The sequence below is a fragment of the Pseudomonadota bacterium genome (assembly GCA_039815145.1).
Lineage (GTDB): Bacteria > Pseudomonadota > Gammaproteobacteria > Steroidobacterales > JBCBZW01 > JBCBZW01.
In genome coordinates, this window is sequence record JBCBZW010000017.1 from 1 (window position 1) to 21,407 (window position 21,407).

20 protein-coding genes and 1 other RNA gene are annotated in these 21,407 nt (G+C 68.2%); 19 read left to right on the plus strand and 2 right to left on the minus strand.

Annotated features, from left to right (window positions below):
• Together AAF184_06910 and AAF184_06915 are read left to right on the plus strand one after the other, a co-directional pair.
• Positions 1–250: glutathione S-transferase C-terminal domain-containing protein (locus AAF184_06910; GenBank protein MEO0422047.1), on the plus strand; the 250-nt coding region annotated here is incomplete at its 5' end.
• A gap of 20 nt (positions 251–270) precedes the next feature.
• Positions 271–684 carry a ClpXP protease specificity-enhancing factor gene (locus AAF184_06915; GenBank protein MEO0422048.1) on the plus strand — a complete coding sequence of 138 codons (414 nt, stop codon included), beginning with the start codon at positions 271–273 and terminating at the stop codon, positions 682–684.
• A 13-nt stretch (positions 685–697) separates the two neighbouring features.
• Here AAF184_06915 and AAF184_06920 read toward each other — a convergent pair whose 3' ends face one another.
• A complete protein-coding gene (locus tag AAF184_06920) occupies positions 698–1,078 on the minus strand; it encodes a YraN family protein (protein ID MEO0422049.1) in 381 nt (126 codons plus the stop codon).
• A 21-nt stretch (positions 1,079–1,099) separates the two neighbouring features.
• Positions 1,100–3,049, minus strand: a complete 1,950-nt coding sequence (locus AAF184_06925; protein MEO0422050.1) for a penicillin-binding protein activator — start codon at positions 3,047–3,049, stop codon at positions 1,100–1,102.
• 200 nt (positions 3,050–3,249) lie between these two features.
• Here AAF184_06925 and rsmI point away from each other — a divergent pair, with 200 nt between their 5' ends.
• The 17 genes from rsmI to ftsA all read left to right on the plus strand — a co-directional run bounded on the left by rsmI (position 3,250) and on the right by ftsA (position 21,341).
• Positions 3,250–4,158 carry a 16S rRNA (cytidine(1402)-2'-O)-methyltransferase gene (gene rsmI / locus AAF184_06930; protein MEO0422051.1) on the plus strand — a complete coding sequence of 303 codons (909 nt, stop codon included), beginning with the start codon at positions 3,250–3,252 and terminating at the stop codon, positions 4,156–4,158.
• A gap of 8 nt (positions 4,159–4,166) precedes the next feature.
• Positions 4,167–4,533: RNase P RNA component class A (gene rnpB / locus AAF184_06935), an RNA gene on the plus strand.
• Between the two features lie 258 nt (positions 4,534–4,791).
• Positions 4,792–5,244 carry a division/cell wall cluster transcriptional repressor MraZ gene (gene mraZ, locus AAF184_06940; protein ID MEO0422052.1) on the plus strand — a complete coding sequence of 151 codons (453 nt, stop codon included), beginning with the start codon at positions 4,792–4,794 and terminating at the stop codon, positions 5,242–5,244.
• A gap of 5 nt (positions 5,245–5,249) precedes the next feature.
• Entirely contained in the window at positions 5,250–6,218 is a 969-nt protein-coding gene (rsmH, locus tag AAF184_06945; GenBank protein ID MEO0422053.1) for a 16S rRNA (cytosine(1402)-N(4))-methyltransferase RsmH, read from the plus strand.
• A complete protein-coding gene (gene ftsL / locus AAF184_06950; protein MEO0422054.1) occupies positions 6,215–6,556 on the plus strand; it encodes a cell division protein FtsL in 342 nt (113 codons plus the stop codon). The genes rsmH and ftsL overlap by 4 nt, the downstream gene beginning before the upstream one ends.
• Entirely contained in the window at positions 6,546–8,297 is a 1,752-nt protein-coding gene (locus tag AAF184_06955; GenBank protein MEO0422055.1) for a penicillin-binding transpeptidase domain-containing protein, read from the plus strand. Before ftsL ends, AAF184_06955 begins: the two co-directional genes overlap by 11 nt.
• Positions 8,298–8,350: 53 nt before the next feature.
• Positions 8,351–9,820 carry a UDP-N-acetylmuramoyl-L-alanyl-D-glutamate--2,6-diaminopimelate ligase gene (locus tag AAF184_06960; protein ID MEO0422056.1) on the plus strand — a complete coding sequence of 490 codons (1,470 nt, stop codon included), beginning with the start codon at positions 8,351–8,353 and terminating at the stop codon, positions 9,818–9,820.
• Positions 9,817–11,199, plus strand: a complete 1,383-nt coding sequence (murF, locus tag AAF184_06965) for a UDP-N-acetylmuramoyl-tripeptide--D-alanyl-D-alanine ligase (protein MEO0422057.1) — start codon at positions 9,817–9,819, stop codon at positions 11,197–11,199. The genes AAF184_06960 and murF overlap by 4 nt, the downstream gene beginning before the upstream one ends.
• The gene (gene mraY, locus AAF184_06970; protein ID MEO0422058.1) at positions 11,200–12,285 is read left to right on the plus strand and encodes a phospho-N-acetylmuramoyl-pentapeptide-transferase; all 1,086 of its coding nucleotides are present in this window, start codon (positions 11,200–11,202) and stop codon (positions 12,283–12,285) included. It begins immediately after the preceding gene.
• Entirely contained in the window at positions 12,285–13,679 is a 1,395-nt protein-coding gene (gene murD, locus AAF184_06975) for a UDP-N-acetylmuramoyl-L-alanine--D-glutamate ligase (protein ID MEO0422059.1), read from the plus strand. Before mraY ends, murD begins: the two co-directional genes overlap by 1 nt.
• Positions 13,676–14,848, plus strand: a complete 1,173-nt coding sequence (gene ftsW, locus AAF184_06980) for a putative lipid II flippase FtsW (GenBank protein ID MEO0422060.1) — start codon at positions 13,676–13,678, stop codon at positions 14,846–14,848. Before murD ends, ftsW begins: the two co-directional genes overlap by 4 nt.
• Positions 14,845–15,978, plus strand: coding sequence for an undecaprenyldiphospho-muramoylpentapeptide beta-N-acetylglucosaminyltransferase (gene murG, locus AAF184_06985; protein ID MEO0422061.1), 1,134 nt, complete (start codon positions 14,845–14,847; stop codon positions 15,976–15,978). Before ftsW ends, murG begins: the two co-directional genes overlap by 4 nt.
• On the plus strand, positions 15,975–17,387 hold the full coding sequence (gene murC / locus AAF184_06990) for a UDP-N-acetylmuramate--L-alanine ligase (protein MEO0422062.1): 1,413 nt from the start codon (positions 15,975–15,977) through the stop codon (positions 17,385–17,387). The genes murG and murC overlap by 4 nt, the downstream gene beginning before the upstream one ends.
• A complete protein-coding gene (gene murB / locus AAF184_06995) occupies positions 17,387–18,322 on the plus strand; it encodes a UDP-N-acetylmuramate dehydrogenase (GenBank protein ID MEO0422063.1) in 936 nt (311 codons plus the stop codon). The genes murC and murB overlap by 1 nt, the downstream gene beginning before the upstream one ends.
• Entirely contained in the window at positions 18,319–19,284 is a 966-nt protein-coding gene (locus AAF184_07000) for a D-alanine--D-alanine ligase (protein ID MEO0422064.1), read from the plus strand. The genes murB and AAF184_07000 overlap by 4 nt, the downstream gene beginning before the upstream one ends.
• Positions 19,277–20,119 (plus strand): cell division protein FtsQ/DivIB, encoded by an 843-nt coding sequence (locus AAF184_07005; protein ID MEO0422065.1) that lies wholly within the window; start codon positions 19,277–19,279, stop codon positions 20,117–20,119. Before AAF184_07000 ends, AAF184_07005 begins: the two co-directional genes overlap by 8 nt.
• Positions 20,103–21,341 (plus strand): cell division protein FtsA, encoded by a 1,239-nt coding sequence (gene ftsA / locus AAF184_07010; GenBank protein MEO0422066.1) that lies wholly within the window; start codon positions 20,103–20,105, stop codon positions 21,339–21,341. The genes AAF184_07005 and ftsA overlap by 17 nt, the downstream gene beginning before the upstream one ends.
• Positions 21,342–21,407 lie beyond the last annotated feature (66 nt).

Consider the following 21,407-nt stretch of genomic DNA (forward strand, 5'->3'; position numbering starts at 1 on the left):
CGCGCGCAAGATGCTGCGTGAGAGCCTCGTCTCCAGCGCCGAGGTCTTCGGTGCCCGGCCGTTCTTTCTGAGCGAGGAGTTCTCCCTGGTCGATTGCAGCATCGCGCCCATCCTCTGGCGCCTCAGCCACTACGAAGTGGAGCTGCCGGACGACGCTGCGGAGATCATCGAGAAGTACGCCGAGCGCGTGTTCGCCCGCCCGTCCTTCCGCCGCTCCTTGTCTGAGCACGAGCAGGAAATGCGGATGTGACCGGTTCGTCGGAAGGGGCGCTGACCTCCCGACGGCCCTACCTCTTGCGCGCCATGCGCGAGTGGATGCTCGATAACGGTCTCACGCCACACATCGTGGTGGATGCACGCCTCGGCGGCGTACAGGTTCCCGACGGGTTCGTTCGCGACGGGCGCATCATCCTCAACGTCTCCGACAGCGCGACCGAGGGCCTGTACCTCGGCAACGATCGCGTGGAGTTCTCGGCCCGCTTCTCGGGCACGCCTCGCCAAGTCTCAATTCCCGTCGCCGCGGTGCTGGGCATCTACGCCCGCGAGACCGAGCAGGGCATGGTGTTCAGCGCTGAGCCGGACCTTGCCGGCGAGGGCACGGGTCTACCGGACGACGATCCGCCGGATGGCACGGACCCCGGTAGCGGGGAGCGTCGTGGCAGCCATCTCAAGGTAGTGAAGTAGGGACGGAACACCATCACCAGGTGTTTGCCCGAAAGGCGTCGCGCAGCCAAGTCACCTGCGGGCGCTCCAAGTTCCCCGACAAGCCGATCACGTCGAAGCGAACACTCTCGAACGAGAGCATCGGATGCCGTGCGAGGTAGTGCTCGGCGGTGAGCACCAGCTTGCGCTGCTTGCGCGCATCGACGGTGGCTTCGGGCGTTGTGAGGTGCTGCCGCGCGCGGTAGCGCACTTCGATGAAGGCGACGGTTTGCTCGCCCTCGCACATGATCAGATCGATCTCTCCACCGCGCCAACGGTAGTTGCGGGCCAGCGTGCGCAGGCCGCGTCGTTCGAGGTATTGCTCCGCCCAGGCTTCGCCGAGCGCGCCCACCTCGGTGGTGGTGTCGCGCCCCACGTCCGCCGGCCGTGCGAGCGCCTAGCGGTCGTAGACGGCCGACAGGGGAGCTGGGCCCAGCCCGGTGGGTGCCACCACTTCGACGAGTTCGTCGTCTTGCAGCTGCAGGATAGCGAGCTCGCGGGCGATACGTCCGTCCGGGTCGGCGCGCAGGTTGCCGGTGAGGCCCTCGAGCAGCACTTCGTTGCCGATCACGCCGCTCCAAATCGCCGGGATCAGGCCGAAGGCGTCGACACCGAAGGCGTACAGGCGAGCGCGACTCACGCCGTCCGGTGCGTACCGTTCCAAGGCGTCCCAGCGTGGGTCGTCGGCGTGCTTGGCCGAGGCGAGCCAGGGGATGTCGGCGAAGTAGACCTCGTTGAGCTCCTGGTTCTCCTCCGGGTCTGGATTGAGGGCGGCGGAGGTCATGTACACGGGCAGGTCTGCCGCGTAGTGAAAGCGCAGCTGGGGGCGGATGAGCTTGGCCTTGGAGGCCGACGCCGCCACGAACAGCGCATCGACGTCGTCGCGCCGGCGCGGTTCGAACTCCACCCGCTCGCCGAGGATTTTCCTTAGGTCATCGTAGCGGCGCTCGCTACTGTCCAGGCGCAGGGCGCGGCGGATGGGGGCGGAGAAGTCCACCGCCGAATTGGGGTAGTAGCCGTAGTCGACGAGCGCCGGTGCGCCAGGCATGAACGTGGCGGTTCCGATCGCGCCCTGCGGATCCTCGAAGACGGCCTGAGGTGCGGTACTTGGGGATTCTACTGGCGCGTCCAGTGGCGCCACGGTGAGCGCAGCGCGCACGCTCGCCAGCAGGCGCTCGCCCCAGGTGCTGTTGGGGATCAGGGCGATGAGGTTGCGGTGGCCCTCCCGCGTCGCGCGGAGGGCGGCTTGGCGCGCCTCGTCTTCGGGCGCCAAGGCGTAGCGGTAGAAGTCGCTGCCCGGCAGCATCGTGAGTTCGCCAGGGTCGTTCAGGGTGATCGTGGGAACGCGCCGTTGCACCTGGCTGAGCGCCAGGACTTCGTCCTTGCGCAGGGGGCCGACGACGAACTCGGCGCCCTCCGCGAGTGCGCGAGAATAGGCTTCCACGGCACCGGCCGCGGTCGTGTCGTAGACGGACACCTGAACCGCTTGGGCTCGCTCATCACCTTCCAGCACCGCGCCGATGAAGCCGTCGCGGATCGCCTGCGCCGGGCGGGCGAGGTTGCCGGACAAGGGCAGTAGCAGGGCGACGCGCTCCGGGAACGCCGTGGCGGAGCGGTATTGGGCGAGCAGGGAAGGCACGATCTGGGCGTTCGCCGGATGCCCCGGGAAACGACTGCGCCACTCGATGACATCTCCACGCAGGCGGCCTGGGCTCGTGTCCAGGCGCTCGGCGAGGCGGGCGAGGGCCAACCAGCCGTCCACCACGGGATCGCCACTGCTGGCGTTAGGTAGCGGGCCATCGCTCTCGACCAGGGAGCGCCACAGCAGGCGGTGGTTGTCGAGGATCTGCGTGTCCGAGGTCAACCAAAGCTCGCGTTCGGTAAGTGCGCCCACCGCTGCCTGCGCGTTGCCGATGGAGAACTGCGCCCGCGCCGTCTGCTCCAGGATCAGCGGAGTGAGCGCCTGCGGGTAGGGGCGAGCGATTCCGTCCAACCACTGCAGTGCGATGGCGTACTGGCGTTGGGTGAGGGCGTTCGATGCGCCGATGAGGCGCGTGGCGGGGTCGCCTACGTCGGTCAGGGCACTCTCGCGTTGGCCCGCGAGGCCGACCGCGCGTGCGGTGTTGCCCGCGAAGATCCACTCCCTGGCCGCATCGAGCAGCAGGGCGTCGCGTAACTCGCCGCCGGTGCCGGTGAGGGCGGCTTCCAGGGTCTGGGCGGCCGCCGCGTGGTTGCCATCGGCAGCCAAGGCGAGGGCTCGCTGGCGCGCGTCGGCGATGTTGGCCCCACCACCCGTGCTCTGGCAGCCCGCGAGCAGCACCAAAGCGACGAGCGCGGTTGCCCACACCAACGCTCGCCAGGCGCCTGCGCAGGCGGTTGACGGGGCCGAGTTGACGGCCGGACAGAGTGTTGCGTTGCTCATGGGAGCGAGGTTGAAGGCTGCGCTCCGTGCATGCAACCGACGTTCCGGCGCAACGGCCCCAGATACGCGACTTGCAATGACCTGCGGCATTGGCAACAGGACGACGCGCCTGCGACAGTAGGTGGATGACGGATTACAGCCAAGCGGAGAGAAACGGCGGCGGCGTGCTCCATGTGATCGCCACGCCCATCGGCAACCTGGAGGACTTCGCCCCGCGCGCTCGCGAACTTCTCGCTGCAGCGGACTTCGTCGCCGCCGAAGACACGCGCCACAGCGGGCGACTGCTCAAGCGCTTTGGCATCGCAACCCCGCTCGTGTCCCTGCACGAGCACAACGAGGCCCAGCGCGCGCCGCAGCTGGTGGCGCGCTTGCAGGAGGGTGAGCGGGGCGCGCTGGTGAGCGATGCGGGTACCCCGCTTGTCTCCGATCCGGGATACCGGCTCCTGCGCCTGGCACGCGAGGCGGGTATCAGCGTCTCTCCCGTCCCGGGGCCCTGTGCAGCGATTGCGGCAATGAGCGTCGCTGGGCTACCGAGCGATCGCTTTACCTTCGAGGGGTTTTTGCCACCCAAGCAGGCCGCACGACGGCGCCGTCTGGAGGCGTTGGCGGAGGAACCGCGTGCGATGCTCTTTTACGAGTCGCCGCGTCGCGTAGCGGCCACCCTGGAGGACATGGTGGCCGTGCTCGGTGCCGGACGGGAGGCCACCTGTGCCCGCGAGCTGACCAAGCTGCACGAGACGGTGGCCCACGGCACGCTGGCGGCGCTTCACGCCCAGGCCGTGGCAGACGAGCGCTGGCGTCTCGGCGAATTTGTGCTCGTGGTGGCAGGCGCGCCCGCCGCCGCGGCGGACGATGGGGCAGGGCACGAGGCCCGGCGCGTGCTCAGCTTGCTCCTCGATGACGGCATCTCGCCAAAACAGTCGGCGGCCCTGGCCGCCAAGATCACCCGGGGCTCTCGCAATAGCCTCTACCGCCTCGCGCTCGAACTGCATCAGGGGGATCGGGACGGCGACGAGCCGCCCGTTGCGCCATAATTACCCCGGGAGTCGGCCAGGCAGTCGCTGTCCGCTTCGGCGGATGGAGGAAAGTCCGGGCTCCGCAGGGCAGGGTGCCAGGTAACGCCTGGGGGGCGCGAGCCCACGGAAAGTGCCACAGAAAAGATACCGCCACGGGCCTTTCGGCCCGCGGTAAGGGTGAAATGGTGCGGTAAGAGCGCACCGCGCGGGTGGCAACACGCGTGGCAAGGTAAACCCCACCCGGAGCAAGACCATGTAGGGGAGCGTGCCGAGCGATCGGCGGCGTGCGGCCCGCACGTGACTCCCGGGTAGGTCGCTCGAGGCTGGCGGTGACGTCAGCCCAAGATGAATGACTGTCCCCGACAGAACCCGGCTTATCGGCCGACTCCCCCTCCTACCACTCATCGCTTTGCGCAACGGTCGTCGCCATTCGTCGGGCAACAGCTGCTCACGTGGTTTCGAAGCTACCGCGCGCAACTGCCTGATTTAGTGTTGCGTTAACCCCTGAATCACTCTCCGATAGTGACGATAAGTCCCTGTCCTGACAGGGATATTCCGCCCTCTTTCTTGACACCTCGCAGGGTGGGCCACATAGTGCGCGCGTGGAGATTTGTGGGCTGAAGTGGGCTGAATGCCCCAACGTGAGGCAGATTGTTCAGGGGATCCAACCGACTGACCCTCGATGCGAAGGGGCGGATCGCGGTGCCGTCGAAGTACCGCGAGCGTCTTCATGAGCAGTGCGAGGGGCAGTTGGTGCTCACCGTGGATCGCGACAACTGCCTGCTGATGTACCCCATGCCCACCTGGGAAGTGATCGAGCAGCGCCTGGCCTCGCTGCCGAGCCTGGACCGCCAGGCCCGGCGCCTGCAGCGCTTGATGATCGGTCACGCGACGGAGATGGAATTGGACGGTCACGGCCGGATACGCCTGCCGGCGGAGCTGCGCGAGTTCGCGGGCCTCGACCGGGCGGTGATGCTGATCGGCCAGGGCAACAAGTTCGAGCTGTGGGACGCCGATCGGTGGGTCGACCGGCGCGAGAGCTGGCTGGATGAAGAGCGCGAGCAGGCGGCGATGCCCGCCGAGCTCAGCACGCTGTCTTTCTGACGGCGATGGCGCAGGCCTACGGCGCTCATCGACCGGTGCTCCTCGAGCCGGCGTGCGCTGCCGTGCTGCGAGCCACAGCAGGCGTGGACGGTGTGTATCTGGATGGGACCTTCGGGCGGGGCGGGCACGCGGGCGAGCTGCTGGCGCGCCTCTCGCCGAAGGGTAGGTTGATCGCCCTCGATCGCGACGAGCAGGCGATCGCGGCAGGCAGGGAGCGCTACGGGAACGATGAGCGGCTGACGCTGGTGCACGCCAGCTTCAGTCAGATGACGCAGGTGGTGAACGATGTGGGCTACGCGCAAGTGGACGGAGTGCTGATGGATCTGGGGGTGTCCTCGCCGCAGCTCGACCAGGCCGCTCGCGGGTTCAGCTTCATGCACGACGGCCCCCTCGACATGCGCATGGACACGAGTCGCGGGGCGACCGCCGCGCAGTGGCTCGCCGAGTGCTCGGAGCAGGACCTGGCGCGGGTGTTGCGCGACTACGGCGAGGAGCCGCAAGCGCGGCGTCTGGCGCGCACCCTGTGCGAGGCCCGCGAACGGGCACCGATCGAGACCACCGCGCAGCTCGCGGCGCTGATCTCGGCCACCCTCGGTCGCCGCGATCCGAAGCGTCACCCGGCCACGCGCGCCTTCCAGGCCCTGCGCATCCAGGTGAACGGGGAGCTCGACCAGCTTCGCAGTGCCCTCGATCAACTCGAGGCACTGCTGGGCGACGGTGCGGTGATGGCGGTCATCAGCTTCCATTCCCTCGAAGATCGCATGGTCAAACAGTTTATTCGCGATTCCTCGCGGGTGGACCCGAAGCTGGCGCGCCTGCCGCTCGTGCCCGAGCACGCGCAGCCGCGCTTTGAGCGACTCGGTGCAGCGGTACGTGCCGATGCCGCCGAGGTGGCGGGGAATCCCCGCGCGCGCAGCGCGGTGCTGCGTTGTGCGCGACGCCTGCCGCGGCGCCAGGAGGGTCTGTCCTCATGAGTGATCGGGGCAAGGGCAAGGACGTCGCGGCGCCGCGCCTAAGCGTGCCGCTGGCGGGGCAGCGCTTGTGGCGTATCGCTATGGCCGTCGCCTGGGCGGCCGTTCTGGCGTCCGCCTTCGCCATGGTCTGGGCCCGTCACGAGGCGCGCCAGCAGTTTCAGGAGTTGCAGGCGCTGAAGCACGACCGCGACGAATTGAACATCGAGTGGAACCAGCTGCGCCTGGAGCTCGGCGCCCTGGCGGCGCACTGGCGCGTGGAGCGCCTGGCGCGCGAACAATTGTCGATGCGCGAGCCTGAGGCGGACGAGATGCGCTGGGTGGATCAGGATGAAGACTAGTAAGAAACAGGAGAGGCTGCGCCGTGAGCGAGCGAATGTACGCGTTCGCTGGCTGATGGGATTGTTCGTCGCTTCGCTTGTCGGCTTGCTGGGGCGTGCCGTTCAGCTGCAGCTGTTGGATCGCGACTTCCTGGTCAATCAGGGCGAGGTGCGCCACGTGCGCACGGAGACGCTGTCCGCGCATCGTGGTGCCGTCACCGACCGCAACGGTGAGTTGCTCGCCATGAGCACTCCCGTGGACTCGATCTGGGTCGACCCTTCCACGCTCAAGGGTCATCCCGAGGCGATCGTCGAGGTGGCCGAGAAGCTGCAAATGGACCCCGAGCGGCTCCTGCGCCAGGTTTCGCGCAACGCCCAGCGCCAGTTCCTGTGGGTGCGGCGTCACCAATCGCCCTCCGAGGCGGCGGTGGTGCTTGGGGTCGACGCGCCGGGGCTGCACTCACGGCGAGAGTATCGACGCTTCTATCCGGCGGGTGAGGTCACCAGCCACATGCTCGGCTTCACCAACCTCGACGACGAGGGGCTGGAGGGCCTGGAGCTTGCCTTCGATCACTGGCTCGCCGGCGCGCCGGGCGAGAAGCGCGTGCTGCGCGACAGCCATGGGCGCAGCGTCGAAGACGTGGAGAGCGTGGCACCCGCGCAGCCCGGGCGCACCTTGGTGACGAGCTTGGATCTACGCCTGCAGTACGTGGCCTATCGGGCGCTCAAGGCGGCGGTGTTGGAGCATCGCGCGGCCTCCGGGTCCGTGGTCATCCTCGACGTGGCCAGCGGCGAGGTGCTCGCGATGGTCAATCAGCCGAGCTACAACCCGAACGCGCGCAAGAAGTCGCCGGGAGCCTCCTACCGTAACCGTGCGGTGACGGACATCTTCGAGCCCGGTTCGGTCTACAAGACCATGATCATGGCCGCGGCGCTCGAGGGCGGGCGCTGGGGGCCTGACTCGATCGTCGATACCTCACCCGGCCAGCTCGAAGTGGGCGGCAAGGTCATCAAGGACAGCCGCAACCTCGGGCCGATCTCGGCCACCACGGTGCTCGTGCGTTCGAGCAACGTCGGCATCGTGCGCATCGCCCAATCGCTGGAGAAGCACGAGCTGTGGCGAGTGCTGAACCGCCTCGGCTTCGGCGAACTGACGCTCAGCGGCTTTCCCGGTGAGTCTGCCGGCCTGCTGCGCGATCACCGCAACTGGCGCGACCTGGAACAGGCCACCTTGAGCTACGGCTACGGCTTGTCCGTGACGCCCCTGCAGTTGGCGCGTGCCTACGCGGTGATCGGCAACAACGGGGTGATGACGCCCATCAGTCTCCTGCGCCAGGACACGCCGCCGGAGGGGCAGCAGGTGCTCTCGCCCGCCACCGCGCAGGCGCTGCTCGGCATGTTGGAGGAGGTGGTCCAGCCGACGGGCACCGGTTGGCGCGCAGCGGTGCCCGGCTACCGGATTGCCGGCAAGACGGGCACCGCGCGCAAGACCGCCACGGGCGGTTACGCCACCGATCGATACGTCTCCGTCTTCGCTGGCGTCGCGCCCGTGTCCGCGCCCCAGTTGGCGGTGGTGGTGATGGTGGACGATCCGCGCGCCGGTCAGTACTACGGCGGCGAGGTGGCGGCGCCGGTCTTCTCCGAGATCGTCTCCGATGCGATGCGCTTGCTCGCGGTGACGCCGGACGATCCCACGATGATGGCGCGCGCCGCGACCCGCCCGGACACGGCTGGCGAGCAACGTGTCGAGGTGGTGCCGTGAGTAGCACGCACACCCCTTCGCGGGCCCATCCGCGACTGAGCGAACTGCTCGCGATGCCCGTGGCAGAGAAGGCGAACGTGCGCGTTAGCGCGATTGCTCTCGATAGCCGCCAGGTGCGACCAGGGGGGCTGTTTCTGGCCTGCCGAGGCGTCTCCGGTGTGCACGGCCTCGACTACCTCGCGCAAGCGCTCGAGAACGGTGCGGTCGCGGTGGCCTTCGAGCCCGATGGGGCGTCGCCCGCGACCTCCTCCGTGTCCGTGCCGATGATCGCCGTGCCAAAGCTGCGATCGCGGCTCGGGCAGATCGCCGATCGCTTCTACGGCGAACCGTCGGCGGCCCTGCGCGTGGTGGGGGTGACGGGTACCAATGGCAAATCCACGGTCGCCTGGTGGCTGGCGAACGCCGCCGAGCGCCTCGCTATGCCGACGGCATTCCTCGGCACCTTGGGGTCGGGTCGTCCGCCGGGCCTCGAGGCCGGTGCGTTGACGACGCCCGACGTGCTCGCGGTGCACGAGTTCCTGGCAGCGGCGCGAGAGCAGGAGCCGACCCTCGATGGGGTGGCGATGGAGGTGTCCTCGCACGCCCTCGATCAGGGCCGGGTGGACGCGGTGCGCTTCGACGGCGCGATCTTCACCAACCTCTCCCGCGACCATCTGGACTATCACGCGGACATGGAGGCCTACGCTGCCGCTAAGGCGCGACTGTTCGCCGAGCATCGTCCTCGCCTGGCCGTGGTCAACGTGGATGACGCGGTGGGGCGTCGTTTCGCGGCGGGCCCCGGCGCCGCAGCCGAGACGCTCTACACGGTGGGCACCCAGGCGCCGCCGCAATCGGCCGTCGTCGGCCGTCACCTGCAGATCGACGCCATCGAGCAGAGTGGCGAGGGCGTGCGGATCCGCCTGGGCGGCGAGTTCGCTGGCGCTGAGTTGACCTTGTCGGCGATCGGTCGCTTCAACGCCTACAACGCGCTGGAAGTGCTCGCCGTGCTGCTCGATCGGGGTGTCGATTTCGACGCCGCCGCCTCCGTGCTCGCGCAGTGTCCGCCACCGCCGGGGCGGATGCAGCAGGTGGGTGGGGCGTCCCAGCCTCTGGTGGTGATCGACTACGCGCACACCCCCGACTCTCTTCGCGAGTCCCTGGCGACCTTGCGCGAGGTCACGGCCGGCCAGCTGATCTGCGTCTTCGGTTGCGGCGGCGATCGCGATCGTGGCAAGCGGCCGTTGATGGCGCAGGCGGCCGAGGCCGGGGCGGATCGACTCATCGTGACCGACGACAATCCGCGCACGGAGGATCCTGCGCAGATCGTCGCCGATATCCTCGCTGGCCTGCAGCGCCCGCACGATGCGCGGGTGGCGCACGATCGGCGCGAGGCGATTCGCCTCGCAGTCGGGGCCGCGGCCGCCGGCGACGTGGTGCTGGTCGCGGGCAAGGGGCACGAGGACTACCAGATTCGGGGAGTGCAACGCAGTCCCTTCAGCGATGCCGACGAAGCCCTGGCTGCGCTAAAGGAGTGCTGCCTGTGATCAATGGCGCTCTCAGCGAATTCGCAGCAGCCATGGCCGCCGAGGTCTACGGCGGCGATACGCGCTTTCAGGGCTTGTCGACGGATACGCGCAAGGTGGCGGCCGGGCAGCTCTTCGTCGCCCTGCGCGGCCCTCGCTTCGACGGTCATCAGTTCGTCGGCGCCGCCGTCGCCGCCGGCGCGGCCGCGGTGGTGGTGGAGCAGCCGATCGCCGATCTCGGTGTGCCCCAGTTGATCGTCAGCGATGCCTACCAGGCCCTCGGCACCTTCACCCGCTTCTGGCGGCAGAAGCTGGGGACGCCACTGGTGGCCGTCACGGGCAGTAACGGTAAGACCACGGTCAAGAACATGCTGGCGGCCATCCTGCGCCAGGACTACGAGGTGCTCGCCACCGACGGCAACTACAACAACGAGGTGGGCGTCCCTCTGACACTGGCGCGCCTCTCGTCGGATCATCAACAGGCGGTGGTCGAGGTGGGGTGCAGTCGCCGGGGAGATATCGCCTATCTTGCAAGCTTGGTGCGCCCCGATGTCGCGGTGGTCACCAATGCCGCATCGGCGCACCTTGAGGGTCTCGGGGATGTCGCCGGTGTGGCCCGCGAGAAGGGCGCCCTCTACGAGGGGCTCTCCGATCGCGGCTGGGCCGTGCTCAACGTGGACGATGGGCAGGCCGACTACTGGCGCAGCATCATCCGTGAGCGCCGCGTGGTGAGCTTTGGCTTCAGCGAGCAAGCCGACGTGCGCGTCGAGAACTACCGCGAGTCGGCGCACGGCGGCGGTGGCGCCTTCCAACTGGCCAGCGCCCACGGACAGATCGATATCGAGCTCCCCCTGGGCGGGCGGCACAACGCGATGAACGCGGCTGCGGCTGCGGCAGCCGCCTTGATCTGCGGCTCCACGGCGGAGGCTCTGGCGCCTGGACTGGCTACGGTGGTGCCCGAAGCGGGGCGCCAGCAGCTGCGCACCTTCGCCCGCGACATCCGTGTGATCGACGACTCCTACAACGCCAACCCAGCGTCCCTGGCTGCCGCCATCGACTACGCGGCCACCCAACCGGGGAGTACCTGGCTGGCTGTCGGTGGCATGGGCGAACTCGGTGAGGGGTCTGAGCAGGCGCACCACGACGCCGGCAAGTACGCCGTATCGGCGGGCGTAGAACGCATTTTCGCCGTCGGGGAGTTGTCGTTGCCCTTGGTCGAGGGCGCGCGCGCGGCGGGCCTCGACGCCGCCCATCACTTCGGCCAGCACGTCCAGGCCCTGGCCGCGCTGATCGAGGGGCTCGAGCCGGGCGTCACCTTACTCGTGAAGGGCTCGCGGAGCGCCGCCATGGAGCGCGTGGCCAAGGGTGTGATGGCCCATCTGCAGCGGGAGGGTAGCTAGGTGCTGTTGTTGCTTACCGAACAACTCCGAGAGCTGTACTCGGGTTTTAACGTCTTCAGCTACCTCACCCTGCGCGCGATTCTGGCCGCGATCACCGCGCTCGCCATCTCCTTGCTGGTGGGGCCGGCGATGATTCGTCGCCTGTCCTTCCATCAGATCGGTCAGCCGATTCGGGAGAGTGGGCCGAGCTCGCATTTTGACAAGGCGGGCACGCCGACCATGGGCGGCACGCTCATCCTGGTCGCGACCTTGCTCACCACCTTGCTCTGGGCGGATCCGCGCAACCGCTTCGTGTGGGTGGCCGTTGGCGTGACCGTCGCCTTCGGCGTGATCGGCTTCGTCGATGACTACCGTAAGTTGGTGTTGCGCGACAGCGCGGGCCTGGCCGCGCGCTGGAAGTACCTCTGGCAGTCCGTCGCCGGTTTGATCGCAGCCTTCGCGCTGTTCTTCTCCGCGCAGGATCCTGCGGTCGAGCACGCGCTGCTGATCCCTTACCTCAAGGACATCTACCTGCCCTTGGGCGGGCTGTACGTGGTGCTCGCGTACTTCGTCATCGTCGGTACCAGCAACGCGGTGAACTTGACGGATGGCCTCGACGGCCTGGCGATCATGCCCGCCGTGATGGTGGCCGGCGCCCTCGGCGTGTTCGCGTACGTCACCGGCAACTTCAACTTCTCCGAATACCTCGGCATCCCCTTCGTCCGCGGCGTTGGCGAGCTCTTCGTCTTCTGCGCTGCCCTGAGCGGAGCTGGCCTGGGATTTCTGTGGTTCAACACCTACCCCGCGCAGGTATTCATGGGAGATGTCGGCGCGTTGGCGATCGGCGCTGCCCTCGGTGCAGTGGCCGTGATGGTGCGTCAGGAACTCATCCTGGTGGTCATGGGCGGCGTGTTCGTGATGGAGGCGGTGTCGGTGATCCTGCAGGTGAGCTCCTTCCGGCTCACGGGTAAGCGGATCTTTCGCATGGCGCCGTTGCACCACCACTTCGAGCTGAAGGGGTGGGCGGAGCCTAAGGTGATCGTTCGGTTTTGGATCATCAACGTCGTGCTAGTGTTGGTTGGGCTCGCGAGCCTGAAGATTCGTTGATGATGGGAGTAGCAGAGGAGCACATGGTGCAGCCGCCTGGTGAACAAGCAGATCGCGCCCACGCTTTGGTGCTAGGCCTCGGCGTGACCGGTGTCTCCTGCGTGCGTCATCTGCTGCAGGCAGGTCACCGTGTGACGGCGATGGACAGTCGTCGGGACCCGCCGGGGCGTGCATCGGTGCAGGCCTTGGCGCGCGAAGTGCCGGGCGGTGACCTGACCGTGGTCCTTGGCCAGTTCGATGAGCGATACCTCCACGCTGCGGACCAGTTGGTGGTCTCGCCGGGCATCGCCCTCACGGAGGCGATCGTGCAGGGCGCGGTCGCCCAGGGGGTGGAGGTGCTGGGCGACATCGAGCTGTTCGCCCGCGCCGTCGGCGACCGCGAGATGGTCGCGATCACCGGCACCAACGGTAAGAGCACCACCACCATGCTGGTGGACGAGATGCTGCGCGGTAGTGGGCGCGCCAGCGTGGCCGCCGGCAACATCGGCCTGCCCGCCCTGGAGGTGCTGGAAGCGCCTGACGGCCAGACCGTGGTACTGGAGCTGTCGAGCTTCCAGCTGGAACGCACGAATTCCCTCACCCCCCGCGTGGCGGCACTCCTGAACGTGAGCGAGGACCACCTCGATCAGCACCTGAGCTTCGAAGACTACGCGGCGGCCAAGGCGCGGGTGTTTCGAGGAGCCGACGTGGCGGTCATCAACGCGGACGCCGCCCAGCTCGGGGGCGTGTTGCCGCCGCCGGACCTCACCCGCCTCACCTTCAGCGTCGACGTGCCGACGGCTGACTTCGGCGTGATCGACTGCGCCGGTCGGCGCTGGCTCGCCCGCGGCGGTACGCCCTTGCTGCAGGTCGACGACATGCGCCTGGTCGGCCGCCACAACCTCGCCAACGCCCTCGCTGCGCTGGCCTGCGTGGAGGCGATGCTCGGTGAGATTCCCGCGGGTGCCTTGGAGGCGCTGGCGGGCTACGCCGGATTGCCCCATCGCATGCAACACGTGCGCGACCGCGCGGGCGTGCGGTGGATAGACGATTCCAAGGCGACCAATCCCGGCGCCACCATCGCCGCCGTCGCCGGCCTCGATGCCCCGCTCGTGCTGATCGCCGGCGGCTTAGGCAAAGGCGCGGACTTCGCGCCCCTCGCCAGCGCCTTAGCGGACCGCGCGCGGGCTGTGGTGGTCATCGGCCAGGATGCCCCTCGCCTAATGGCAGCGTTGCCAAGCGAAATCGCCGTACACGAGGCGCGCGACCTCGAGCACGCCGTGCAGCAGGCCGACGCGTTGGCCGAGGCCGGCGACATCGTATTGCTGTCGCCGGCGTGCGCCAGCCAGGACATGTTCCGCAACTATCAGCATCGAGGTGAGGTGTTCACCCGCTGTGTGGAGGCCCTCGAATGAGCCGCGCCGCCACCCAGTCGACATCTCGCGCGCAGCTGTTCGTGCTCGATCCCACCTTGCTCGCCGCCTGTGCGGCGCTGTTGCTGATCGGGCTCACGGTGGTGGCGAGCGCGTCGGTGGCGCTGTCGGAAGAGACTCGCGGCTGGCCGGCCTACTTTCTGATGCGCCAATCGGCCTATGCCGTGATGGGCCTGGTGCTGGCGGCGGTCGCCTTTCGCGTTCCAACGCAGCTCTGGGAGCGCTTCGGGTTCCTGTTGGCGCTCGCCGCGCTCGGCCTGCTGGTGGCTGTGTTGCTGGAGGGCGTCGGCACGTCGGTCAACGGCAGCTCGCGCTGGATCGACTTCGGCCCCGCGCGTATGCAGGTGTCCGAGCCTGCGCGGCTGGCCCTGCTGATGTACCTCGCCGGCTACGCCGTACGCCATCGCGATGCCCTGGAAGCCAACATGGCGGCCTTCATTCGACCGCTGCTGGTGGTGTGCGTGGCGTGCGCGCTGCTATTGATGGAGCCGGATTTCGGTGCCGCCAGCGTGTTGTTGGCGAGCAGCCTCGGGCTGCTGTTCGTGAGCGGCGTGTGCCTGCGCAATTTCTCCGTGGTGGCGGTGGTGGCCACGGGGGTGTTGGCCGCGCTCGCCGTGTCCTCGCCCTATCGTTTACGCCGGATCATCTCGTACTTGAACCCCTGGGATGATCCCTACGACTCGGACTTCCAGCTGATCCAATCGCTGATCGCGGTGGGGCGTGGCGAGTGGTTCGGCGTCGGCCTCGGCAACGGCGTGCAGAAGCTGTTCTACCTGCCCGAGGCACACACGGACTTCGTGTTCGCCGTGCTCGCCGAAGAGCTGGGCCTGCTGGGGGTGGCGGTGACCCTGGCGCTGTACGGGGCGTTGATCGTGCGCGGCCTCGAGATCGGCCGCCGCGCCGCGCAGAAAAACCTCGACTACCAGGCGATGCTGGCGAGCGGTATCACCATCTGGCTCGGCCTGCAGTGCGTGATCAACGTGGGGGTCACCCTCGGCGTGCTGCCCACCAAGGGCCTCACCCTGCCGCTGTTGAGCTACGGCGGCAGCAGCCTGCTGATGACCATGATCGCGCTGGGAATTCTGCAGCGCGTGCACCATGAGACGAGCCTTGCGAAGGCGCCGACGAAAAAGGGCGGTGCGCGCGCGTGAATGATGTCGCTCACAACGACGGCAGCAGCGAGCAGGGCGGGCGGCGCGTGATGATCATGGCCGGTGGCACGGGCGGGCATGTCTACCCGGCGCTCGCCGTCGCCAACTGGTTGCGTGAGCATCGCCATGAAGTGGTGTGGCTGGGCACGCGCGCCGGCATCGAGGCGCGCGTCGTGCCTGCAGCGGGATTCCCCATCGAATGGGTGCACGTGAGCGGGTTGCGCGGGAAATCGCTGTCCACCTGGCTCACCGCCCCGGTGCGCCTGGTGCGCGCGTTGCTCGAGGCCTGGTCGGCGGTACGTCGACGCCGGCCCCACGTGGTGCTCGGCATGGGCGGATTCGTCACCGGACCCGGTGGTGTGGCGGCCTGGCTCTTGCGCATCCCCCTGTTGGTGCACGAGCAAAACGCGATCGCCGGGCTCAGCAACCGCCTGCTGGCACACGTGGCGATGCAGGCCTTCGAGGCCTTTCCCGGGAGTTTCAAGCCTGCCCGTGCGGCCCAACTGCTCGGCAACCCGGTGCGTGATGACATCGAGGCCCTGGCGCCCCCGGGCGAGCGCCTCGCTGGTCGTGCGAACCCGCGACGCATGCTCGTACTGGGCGGGAGCCTCGGCGCCCGCACCCTCAACCTGATGGTGCCCGCCGCCCTGGCGCTGCTGCCGCCCGAGCGGCGACCCCTCGTGCGACATCAGAGCGGCGCCCGTGGGCTCGAGCAGGCGCAAGCGGCGTACGCGGAGCACGCCGTCGACGGGGAGGTCACGCCCTTCATCGAGGACATGGCCGAGGCTTACGGCTGGGCAGATCTGGTGCTGTGTCGCGCCGGCGCGTTGACCATCGCCGAGGTCACCGCCACCGGTGTGGCCGCCATTCTGGTGCCCTACCCCTTCGCCGTGGACGATCACCAGGCGCACAACGGTCGCGCCATGGTGGATGCCGGTGCGGCCCTGATGGTGCGCGACGATGCGGTGGACGGGCCGTCCCTGGCCAAGCTCCTAGGGGAGTTGTTCGCCGATCCACAGCGCCTCGAGCAGATGGCTGAACGCTCACGCGCCCTGGCCTATCGCGGCGCGACGCGCGCCCTGGCCATGGCCTGCGTTGACGCCGCCGAACGACGGGGGGTTGCCGCATGACCCTCGATCGCATGCGCCGCATCGAGCGAATTCACTTCGTAGGCCTTGGCGGCGCCGGCATGAGCGGCATCGCCGAGGTGCTCCTGAACCTCGGCTATCAGGTGCAGGGCAGCGATCTGCGCGAGAGCGCGAACACCGCTCGCCTGCGCTCGCTCGGGGCGACGGTGCAGATCGGCGGGCATCAGGCCGAGCACATCGGCGGCGCGAACGTGGTGGTCGTCTCGAGCGCGGTGAGTGACGACAACGTCGAGGTACTGGCGGCGCAAGCGGCACGGGTGCCGGTGGTGCCCCGCGCCGAGATGCTGGCCGAGCTGATGCGTTTTCGCCACGGCATCGCCGTCGCCGGCACGCACGGCAAGACCACCACCACCAGCCTGATCGCAAGCGTGCTCGCCGAGGGGCAGCTCGACCCCACCTTCGTCATCGGTGGGCGGCTCAACAGCTCCGGCACCCACGCGCGCCTCGGCGGCGGTCGCTACCTGGTGGCGGAGGCCGACGAGAGCGACGGGTCGTTTCTCATGCTGCAGCCGATGATCAGCGTCATCACGAACATCGACAACGATCACCTGGACACCTACGGCGGCGACATGTCGCGCGTCCACGGCGCCTTCCGCGACTTTGCCCATAACCTGCCCTTCTACGGCCTGGTGGTGGCGTGCGCGGATGATCCCGGCGTGCGCGCGGTGCTCGGTGAACTCAACCGACCCTTGCTCACCTACGGCCTCGGTGAGGACGTGGACCTGCGCGCCAGTGACCTGGAGGCCGACGGCATGGTCAGTCGCTTCCAGGTGCATAGCGCGGCGGGCTCCGCCGCCTTCGAGGTGGCCCTTCCCGGCCTTCACAACGTGCGCAACGCCCTGGCCGCGATCGCCGTCGGCCGCGAGTTGGGCTGCGACGACGAGGCGATCCGTCGCGCCCTCGGCAGCTTTGCCGGTATCGGGCGCCGCTTTCAGCGCCGCGGCGAGGTGCGCACGCAGGCCGGTCGCGTGGAGCTGGTGGACGATTACGGCCATCACCCCACGGAGGTGGAAGCCACGCTGCAGGCCGCGCGCTCGGTGTTCCCCGATCGCCGCCTCGTCGCGTGCTTCCAGCCCCACCGTTACACGCGCACCCGCGATCTGATGGATGACTTCGCTCGTGTGCTGTCCTCGACCGACGTCCTGCTGGTGCTCGAGGTGTACGCCGCGGGCGAATCGCCGATCCCCGGTGCCGATGGTCGGGCGATCGCCCGCGCCGTGCGCCAGCGCGGTCGCGTGGAGCCGGTATTCGTGGAGCGCGTGGAGGACCTGCCCTCGACGCTGCTGGGCGTGGTACAGGACGGCGACGTGGTGTTGACCTTGGGCGCGGGCACCGTTGGTGCGGTGGCCGAGGACCTGGTGCAACAGCTCGCGAGCGGGGAGGGCGCATGATGGCCTTGCGGCGTACGCCCCCTGATTCCTCGTTCCCCGCCTGGGCCGAAGGCGTGCGCGGTGACCTCGCTCGCGATGAACCGATGGCGCGCCACACCAGTTGGCGCGTGGGTGGTCCAGCCGACTGGTTCTTCCGTCCGAGCGATCTGCAGGACCTCAGCGATCTGTTGGCTCGGCTACCGGTGGACGTACCCGTGACCTGGGTGGGTCTCGGCAGCAACCTGTTGGTGCGCGATGGGGGCTTGCGCGGCGTGGTCATCTCGCCGCGACCCGCCTTGACCGCCTTCGAGGAGCGAGCGGACGGCAGCCTGCGGGTGGGCGCCGGCATCGCCTGCGCGCGCATCGCCCGCCATGCGGCTCGCGCGGGGCAGGCACCGGCAGCGTTCTTTGCCGGCATCCCCGGCACCCTCGGTGGCGCCCTGGCGATGAATGCTGGCGCCTGGGGTGGTGAGACCTGGGACGTGGTTGTCGAGGTGGAAACCGTCGATCGTCAGGGTGTCTGTCACCGTCGCCCAGCGTCGGGCTACGAGGTTGCCTACCGCCATGTGGCCGGTCGGACCCATGACATCACCGCCGAGTGGTTTACCGCTGCCGTCCTGGCCTTTCCGCGGGATAATGAAAGCGAAGATATTCGTTCGCTACTCGTTCGCCGCAAGCAAACCCAGCCGCTGGGGCAGCCCAGCTGCGGCTCTGTCTTCCGTAACCCGCCCGGCGATCACGCGGCGCGCTTGATCGAGGCGTGCGGACTGAAGGGCAAGCGCCTGGGCGGAGCGGAGGTGTCGACCAAGCACGCCAACTTCATCATCAATGCAGGTGGCGCGCTGGCGGCAGACATCGAAGCCCTGGTCGAGGAGGTGCGCAGCACCGTCGCGGATCGAATGGGCGTGTCGTTGATCGCCGAGGTGCGCATCGTGGGGGAGGCTTCATCGTCATGAGCGCTCGTCGACCCGTGGACAATGCGCAGGACTTCGGCAAGGTGGCCGTGCTGCTCGGCGGCGAGTCCTCCGAGCGCGAGATTTCCCTGATTACGGGGAAGGCGGTGCATGAAGGCTTGCGGGCGCGCGGCGTCGACGCCACGGCGCTCGATGTGCCCAATCGCGAGCTCATCGATCGCCTGCGAGAAGGCGGCTTCGACCGCGTGTGGAACGCCTTGCACGGGGGTGTCGGTGAGAACGGCGCGTTGCAGGGGCTGCTCGAGTGCGCCGGGATTCCCTACACGGGAAGTGGCGTGCTGGCGTCCGCGGTCGGTCTGGATAAGGTGCGCTCGAAGCAGCTATTCGAAGCGCTAGGCATTGCCACTCCCTCGAGTGCGATCCTGCGCAGCGAGGCGGATCTCGAGTCCGCCCTCGCGCGCTTGGGCTTGCCGATGGCCGTGAAGCCCAATGCGGAGGGGTCGAGTGTCGGCGTGGCCAAGGTGACCCGCGCGGAAGATCTGCTGACAGCCTTTCGCGCCGCGCGACGCTTTGATTCGGTGGTGCTGGCCGAGCAGTGGATCGATGCTGGCGGCGAGTTCACGGCGGGCGTACTCCAGGGCGAGGTGCTGCCGATCATCCGGATCGAAGCGGCCTCTGGGTTCTACGACTACCAAGCGAAGTACTTCAGTGATGACACGCGCTACCTGCTCCCCAGCGGACTCACGCTCGCGCAGGAGGCCTCGCTGAGCGAGGTTGCCCTGAAGGCCTTCGGGGCGCTCGGGTGCGCGGGTTGGGGGCGTGTCGATCTGTTGCTCGATGGCCAGGGGCAACCGCTGGTGCTCGAGGTGAACACCGTGCCGGGCATGACCCACCACAGCCTGGTGCCTATGGCGGCGGCCCATGCCGGGATCGATTTTCCGGAGCTGGTGTGGCGAGTCCTGGAGACCAGCATGCAACACGAGGAGGACGCCCGCGATGGCTAAGGCGCCCGCCAAAACCCAGCGCCGCTCGCGGCGCGCCAAGGCGCAGCCCGTGCAGCAGCGCGTGCTGTTCGGCCGATGGTTGTCGGACTTGCGGCCGCTGGCATTTCTTCGCGGCGCGTTTGCGACCGCCGTGTTCGTCGCCCTCGCCATCGCCGCCTATCGCCTGCTCGACGTGCCGGTGACGCAGGTGACCATGGAAGGGGTGTTCCGCCGCGTGTCCTACGGGCAGATCGAAGCGGTCTTGCGCGACGAACTGCCGGCGGGGTTCTTGAGCGCCGACCTCGGCGCCCTGCGCGAGCGCATCGAGACCGTCGATTGGGTCGACGTGGCGCGGGTGCGACGCCTTTGGCCGGAGGGAATTCTCGTGACCGTGACGGAGCATGTCGCGGTGGCTCGGTGGGGAGAGGACGGGCTGCTGAACGCCCGCGGTGAGGTGTTCATCGACGACTCGTGGCACGTGCCGGCGGAGCTGCCGCGTCTGAGCGGGCCGCCGGGTAGCGAGGGCGAGGTGTCTCAGCATCACCTCGACTACAGCCGGCAGCTCGGCGCCCTGGGGCTTCACGTGTCGGCGCTGTCGGTGGACGCGCGGGGCGCGTGGACTGTGCGCGTGAGTGGCACCGGCGGCACCCCGGTGGAGGTTCGCCTGGGCAACAGCGACCCGGATACACGCCTGCGTCGTTTCGTCGAGTCCGCCAGTGGCCTGGTGCGACGGCGGGGCGAGCAGATCGAATATGTAGACATGCGCTACGGCAACGGATTTGCCGTTGGCTGGCACGCATCCAACGTAGCGGAGAGCGATGGTGGCCAGAGAGGTAACCATGGGACGGAAAGCTGATCAGAACACCATCGTCGGGCTGGATATCGGCACCTCCAAGGTGGTGGCGATCGTCGCCGAGTGCCTGCCCGACGGCGCCGGTATCGAGGTGATCGGTATCGGCTCGCACCCCTCGCGGGGCTTGAAGAAGGGCGTGGTGGTGAACATCGAGTCGACGGTGCAGTCGATTCAGCGCGCGGTGGAGGAGGCGGAGCTCATGGCGGGCTGTGAGATCACCTCCGTGTACGCCGGCATCGCCGGCAGCCATGTGCGCAGCCTCAACTCCCACGGCATCGTGGCCATACGCGACAAGGAGGTCACGGCCGGGGATGTGGATCGGGTGATCGACGCCGCGCGCGCCGTCGCCATCCCCGCGGATCAACGGATCCTGCACATCCTGCCGCAGGAGTTCGTGATCGATCAGCAGGAGGGTATCCGCGAGCCCATCGGCATGTCCGGGGTGCGCCTCGAGTCGAAGGTGCACATCGTGAGCGGCGCCGAGAGCGCGGCCCAGAACATCATCAAGTGCGTGCAGCGTTGCGGCCTGGCCGTCGACGACATCGTGCTCGAGCAACTGGCCTCCAGCTACTCCGTGCTCACGGAAGATGAGAAGGACCTCGGCGTCTGCATGATCGACATCGGCGGCGGCACCACGGACATCGCGGTCTTTGCCGGCGGTGCCATCCAGCATACGGCGGTGATTCCCATCGCCGGCGATCAGGTGACCAACGATATCGCTGTGTCCATGCGTACGCCGACCCACTCGGCGGAAGAGATCAAGATCCGCTACGCCTGCGCCCTGTCCCAGCTCGCCAATCCGGACGAGACCATCGAGGTGCCGAGCGTGGGCGAGCGGCCGCCGCGGCGCCTGGCGCGCCAGACCCTGGCGGAAATCGTGGAGCCCCGCTACGAGGAGCTCTACCTGTTGATTCGCGACGAGCTTCGGCGCAGCGGTTTCGAGGAGCTGATCGCCGCGGGCATCGTCGTTACCGGCGGCACCTCGAAGATGGAGGGCGCGGTGGAGTTGGCCGAGGAGGTATTCCACATGCCCGTGCGCCTCGGTGTGCCGCAAAACGTTGAAGGACTCGCCGACGTGGTACGCAACCCCATCCACGCCACGGGCGTGGGGCTACTGCTGTACGGCTATGAAAATCGTTCACGGGCGGCGGAGCGACCGCCCATGAACGGGGGACTTGGGGAAATCTGGGAGCGCATGAAAGCGTGGTTTCAGGGCAACCTTTGAATTCGAGCGACACGCCCCTTGGGGCAGGGTGCGATCGCTCAGGTAGAGAGGACCAGGAGGTCTAGC

What these genes read in the sequence shown, in the direction of transcription:
- ftsW (MEO0422060.1), top strand. Translation starts at nt 13,676, where the DNA reads ATGAGCCGCGCCGCCACCCAGTCGACATCTCGCGCGCAGCTGTTCGTG.
- AAF184_06955 (MEO0422055.1), top strand. Translation starts at nt 6,546, where the DNA reads ATGAAGACTAGTAAGAAACAGGAGAGGCTGCGCCGTGAGCGAGCGAAT.
- ftsA (MEO0422066.1), top strand. Translation starts at nt 20,103, where the DNA reads ATGGGACGGAAAGCTGATCAGAACACCATCGTCGGGCTGGATATCGGC.
- murD (MEO0422059.1), top strand. Translation starts at nt 12,285, where the DNA reads ATGATGGGAGTAGCAGAGGAGCACATGGTGCAGCCGCCTGGTGAACAA.
- rsmH (MEO0422053.1), top strand. Translation starts at nt 5,250, where the DNA reads ATGGCGCAGGCCTACGGCGCTCATCGACCGGTGCTCCTCGAGCCGGCG.
- murB (MEO0422063.1), top strand. Translation starts at nt 17,387, where the DNA reads ATGGCCTTGCGGCGTACGCCCCCTGATTCCTCGTTCCCCGCCTGGGCC.
- rsmI (MEO0422051.1), top strand. Translation starts at nt 3,250, where the DNA reads ATGACGGATTACAGCCAAGCGGAGAGAAACGGCGGCGGCGTGCTCCAT.
- AAF184_07005 (MEO0422065.1), top strand. Translation starts at nt 19,277, where the DNA reads ATGGCTAAGGCGCCCGCCAAAACCCAGCGCCGCTCGCGGCGCGCCAAG.
- ftsL (MEO0422054.1), top strand. Translation starts at nt 6,215, where the DNA reads ATGAGTGATCGGGGCAAGGGCAAGGACGTCGCGGCGCCGCGCCTAAGC.
- murC (MEO0422062.1), top strand. Translation starts at nt 15,975, where the DNA reads ATGACCCTCGATCGCATGCGCCGCATCGAGCGAATTCACTTCGTAGGC.
- AAF184_06960 (MEO0422056.1), top strand. Translation starts at nt 8,351, where the DNA reads ATGCCCGTGGCAGAGAAGGCGAACGTGCGCGTTAGCGCGATTGCTCTC.
- AAF184_07000 (MEO0422064.1), top strand. Translation starts at nt 18,319, where the DNA reads ATGAGCGCTCGTCGACCCGTGGACAATGCGCAGGACTTCGGCAAGGTG.